At 70.9% G+C, this 4,797-nt stretch carries 4 protein-coding genes and 1 pseudogene; all 5 read right to left on the bottom strand.

The genetic code is table 11. The features are described from left to right. Window positions 1-19 precede the first annotated feature (19 nt). A complete protein-coding gene (pstB, locus tag DQW06_RS02240; RefSeq protein ID WP_013155377.1) occupies window positions 20-799 on the bottom strand; it encodes a phosphate ABC transporter ATP-binding protein PstB in 780 nt (259 codons plus the stop codon). Window positions 800-855: 56 nt separating this feature from the next. After that, window positions 856-1,935, bottom strand: coding sequence for a phosphate ABC transporter permease PstA (gene pstA, locus DQW06_RS02245; protein WP_013155376.1), 1,080 nt, complete (start codon window positions 1,933-1,935; stop codon window positions 856-858). Continuing rightward, window positions 1,935-2,897, bottom strand: a complete 963-nt coding sequence (pstC, locus tag DQW06_RS02250; protein ID WP_013155375.1) for a phosphate ABC transporter permease subunit PstC — start codon at window positions 2,895-2,897, stop codon at window positions 1,935-1,937. Before pstC ends, pstA begins: the two co-directional genes overlap by 1 nt. A gap of 328 nt (window positions 2,898-3,225) precedes the next feature. Beyond that, window positions 3,226-4,218, bottom strand: a complete 993-nt coding sequence (mshD, locus tag DQW06_RS02255; RefSeq protein WP_013155374.1) for a mycothiol synthase — start codon at window positions 4,216-4,218, stop codon at window positions 3,226-3,228. A gap of 144 nt (window positions 4,219-4,362) precedes the next feature. After that, window positions 4,363-4,797, bottom strand: a pseudogene (locus DQW06_RS02260) (hypothetical protein); the annotation flags it as partial.

Consider the following 4,797-nt stretch of genomic DNA (forward strand, 5'->3'; position numbering starts at 1 on the left):
GAGGGGTATCAGCAGCGGTTTAGCCGAACCGACCGGTGATGTAGTTCTCGGTCTCCTTCTTCTCCGGCCGGGTGAACATCTGGTTCGTCTCGCCCATCTCGATGAGCTTGCCCGGCTTGCCCGGAGCCGACAGGTTGAAGAACGCCGTCCGGTCGGACACACGCGCGGCCTGCTGCATGTTGTGCGTCACGATGACGATCGTGTAGTTCTCCTTGAGCTGGTGGATGAGGTCCTCGATCGCCAGGGTCGAGATCGGGTCCAGCGCCGAGCACGGCTCGTCCATCAGCAGCACCGACGGCTTGACCGCGGTGGCGCGGGCGATGCACAGCCGCTGCTGCTGCCCGCCGGAGAGGCCCGAACCGGGCTTGTTCAGCCGGTCCTTGACCTCCTCCCACAGGTTCGCGCCGCGCAGCGAACCCTCCACCAGCTCGTCCGCCTCGGACTTGCTCATCCGCCGGTTGTTGAGGCGGGCACCGGCGATGACGTTGTCGTAGATCGACATCGTCGGGAACGGGTTGGCCTTCTGGAAGACCATCCCGACCTCGCTGCGCACCATGACCGGGTCCACGTCGGGCCCGTAGATGTCCAGGTCGTCCAGGAGCACCTTGCCCTGGACGCGGGCTCCCGGGGTCACCTCGTGCATCCGGTTGAGGGTCCGCAGGAAGGTGGACTTGCCGCAGCCCGACGATCCGATGAACGCCGTCACCGACCGCGGCTCGATGGTCATCGACACGTCCTCCACGGCCTTGAAGTCGCCGTAGTAGACGTGGAGACCGGAGACGTCGATACGTTTCGCCACTGGAAGTTCCTCGTGAATCTGCTCCGCGCGCGGGGCGTGGGCGGTGTGTGTAGGGGTCAACGGGCCTTCGGCGCGAACAGGCGGCCGATCATGCGGGCCAGGAAGAACAGCAGCATCACCACCAGGATCAGGGTCAGCGCCGCCGCCCAGGCCCTCTCGTAGTTGACGGCGCCGCCCATGCGGACCTGCGAGTAGATGAACACCGGGAGGTTCATCATCTGCCCGTCGAACAGGTTCCAGTTGATCGACACCGCGGACGACCCCGTGGTGAGGATCAGGGGAGCCGTCTCTCCGATAACGCGGGCGATGGCGAGCATGATTCCTGTGGTCAGGCCGGCCGCGGAGGTGGGCAGCACCACCTTGGTGATCGTCCGCCACTTGGGCACCCCCAGGGCGTAGGAGGCCTCACGCAGGTCCTGCGGCACCAGCCGCAGCATCTCCTCGCTGGAGCGCACCACGACCGGGATCATCAGCACCGCCAGCGCGATCGCGCCCGCCGCGCCGTTGGTCCGGCCCGGGCCGAACAGGATCATCCACAGCGCCACCACGAACAGTCCGGCGACGATCGACGGGATGCCCGTCATGACGTCGACGAAGAACACGATGATCCGCTTCATGCGGCCCTCGGCGTACTCCACGAGGTACACGGCGGTCATCACGCCGATGGGCACCGAGATGAGCGTGGCCATGCCGGTGATCGCCAGGGTGCCCACGATCGCGTGGTACACGCCTCCCGCGTCCATGCTCGGCAGGACGCCGTTCATGGACACCGTGAGGAAGTAGGCGTCGAACCGGACGATGCCGTTGCTCAGCACCGTCCACAGCACCGACACCAGCGGCAGCATCGCCAGCAGGAAGCACAGGTAGACCAGCGAGGTGACCAGCCGGTCCTTGGCCTTGCGGCCGCCCTCGACGCGGGCGGAGGCCGTCACGACGATCACCACGTACGCGGCGGCGGTGAGCAGGCCCCACAGCAGGAACCCGAAGGACGAGAAGGCCAGCAGGACCCCGGCCACCACGGCGGCGGAGGAGGCCAGCAGGGCGGCGGGGAAGTGCTGCGGCAGGGAGCCGCGGCGCAGGTCGGTCGCGGTGGAGCCCGCTTCGGGGCCGGGAGGCTGCGTGGTCGTCGTGTCCATCAAGACTCCTTGCTCCCCCGGGTCACGACGTAGCGCGCGCCCATGTTGACGACGAGGGTGATCGCGAACAGGACCAGCCCGGCGGCGATCAGCGCGGAGACGCCGTACCCGGTGGCCTCGGGGTACTGGAGGGCGATGTGCGCGGCGATGGTCTGGTTGCCGCTCTGCAACAGGTTCCAGGAGACGATGAGGGAGGGGGACAGGATCATCGCGACGGCCATGGTCTCGCCCAGGGCGCGGCCCAGGCCGAGCATGGCGCCGCCCACCACGCCGGATCTGCCGAAGGGCAGCACGGCCAGGCGGATCATCTCCCAGCGGGTGGCGCCCATGGCCAGGGCGGCCTCGCGGTGCCCCTGCGGGGTCTGGTGGAACACGTCGCGCGCCATAGCGGTGATGATCGGCAGGATCATGACGGCCAGCACCACGCCCGCGGTGAGGATGGTGCGGGCCGAGGTGGAGGCGGGGCCCTGGAACAGCGGGATCCAGCCCAGGTAGCGCGTCAGCGCCTGGTAGACGGGGACCAGCTCCGGCGCGAGGAAGCCGATGCCCCACAGGCCGTAGACGACGCTGGGGATGGCGGCCAGCAGGTCCACCAGGTAGCCGAGTACCGAGGCGAGCCTGCGCGGCGCGTAGAAGACGATGAACAGCGCGATCCCGATCGCCACCGGGGTGGCCAGCAGCAGCGCGATGGCCGCGGCCAGGACGGTGCCGAACGCCAGGGCGGCGACACCGAACGCGGGTTCCTCGCGGACGTTGGGGTCCCACTCCGTGCTGGTGAGGAAGTTCACCGTGTTCGCGGTCAGGGACGGCCAGGCCTGCACGAGCAGGAAGGCGGCGACACCGGCGAGGATCAGCAGGATCAGGATGCCCGAGCCTCGGGCGAGCCCGGCGAAGGCGACGTCGCCGATCCGGCGCTTGCCCGTGGGCGGCGGTGCCGCCTCGGGGGCGTCCGTGGTCGTCATGGGTTGGCTCCGGTTCGGAAGGTTTCGGGGCGGGTCGCCCGGATGGTGCGGTGCGTTCCGTGCACCTTCTGCGTGCCTGGTGTGTTCCCTGCGACGCGTGGTTCTCCCGCCGGTCGGGGGATGTCTCCCCGCCGAGGTCCCCTCCGCGTCCCGTACTGGGGCGATCGCCGGTCACCGCGCCACGGTCCGTGGTGGAGGGTGGCCGTGCTGCGCCGAATGTGAAGGTAGGTGCAACAGGTGACCAGTTGTCCCAAACAAGATGAACGGAAGATGAACGAGGTGTCGCACTCCCGTGGCGGCCCGGGGATTGCCCGGTGAATGTGACAGGTCACACGTTCGGGCGGGGGGCGTCGTCCCTCGGCGGCGCGTACATCACGTCGGTGTCCCACATGGCGAATCCGAGCGACTCGTACAGCCGCACCGCCGCCTCGTTGTCGCCGTCCACGTACAGGTGGACCCACGGCAGACCGGCGTCGCGCAGGTGCCGCAGACCCGCCAGGGTCAGGGCCCGGCCGAGTCCGCTGCCCTGCCACTCGGGGTCCACGCCCACCACGTAGACCTCGCCCACCGGCTCGCCGTCGGTGAGCCCGGCGCCGTCGGCGTGGGTCTTGGTCCAGTGGAACGCGGCCACCCCGCCGTCCTTGGCGGTGGCCAGGAAGAAGCCGTCCGGGTCGAACCAGTCCTCCACCTCGCGCTGGAGCAGGTCGTCCAGGGTGAGCTGGCCCTGCTCGGGGTGGTCGGCGAACGCCCGCGCGTTGGCGGCCAGCCACGCCTGCTCGTCCTGGCCCACGACGAAGGGGCGCAGCCGGACCCGTTCGGCCACCTCGGGCCGAAGCTCGGGCTCGGGCAGCTCGGGCGCCTCCCAGGGGCCGCCCGGCTCGTCCCCGGCGATGTCGCGCAGCGGCATCCGCATCTTGTGGAGTTCGCGGACGGCGGTCCAGCCGTCCTCCCGCGCCACCGACACCGCCTGCGGGGTGCGCCCGTGCGCCCACACGCGGACCCCGTCCGGCCCGGCGTCCCGGTCCACCGAGTGCAGCAGGGCGGTTCCGTGCCCGCGGCCGCGGTGGTCGGGGTGGACGACGACCTCTCCGGAGTCGGGCTCGCCCGCGACGCGCTCCACGAAGGCGAAGCCGACCGCGCGCCCGTCCTCCAGGGCCAGGTGGAAGCGGCTGCTCCCCGAGGGGGCGCCGTGTCTGACGCGGAGCAGGGTGTGCTCCGACAGCGGTGCGACGCCGTCGGCCGCGCGCGCGGCCTCGGCGAGCGTCAGCACCTGTTCGGCCAGGGTCCGGTCCAGGTCATCGGTGACTAGCGGGGTGTCCATGGACCGAAAGCCTACGACGGGGCGACGGCAAGACTTCTGTCAGCCACGGCAGGTGAGATGTTTGTCCTGGTAGCTGCCCTGATCCACGTGTCGCCGGTGCCGTCCCCCGGTGGCGGGGCCGCCGGGGAACGGCTCCGGGACGTCCTACTTCCTGCGGCGCCTGCCCTGGTAGCCGCCGCCGACGCGGACGCGCCGCACCGGTGCGAGCGGGGCCGCGAGCAGCAGAGCGAGGAGGAACGCGGCGAGCAGCACCGCCGGGGCCATGTTCGGCCCCAGGTCGCTGTGGTCGGCGGCCACCTCGGTCCCGTCGAGGTCGTCGTCCTGCGCGCCGGGGGTCACCGTGGGCAGCTCGGCGAGGTTCTCCGCGCCGGGCACGACCCCGGGCAGGGCCGCCTCGTCGCTGGGCAGGTCCGGGAAGCTGTCGCGGGTGGTGGGCACGTCGCTGGTGGGCACGTCGTCCACACGGCCGGAGGAGCGGGGCGCGCCACCGGAGCCGCCGGACCCGCCGCCGCCCGAACCGCCCGAACCGCCCGAACCGCCGCCGGAGTTCCCCCCGCGGTCGTCGTCACGGGTGGGGTC

It is taken from the genome of Nocardiopsis sp. TNDT3, assembly GCF_003427465.1.
GTDB classification, from domain to species: domain Bacteria; phylum Actinomycetota; class Actinomycetes; order Streptosporangiales; family Streptosporangiaceae; genus Nocardiopsis; species Nocardiopsis dassonvillei.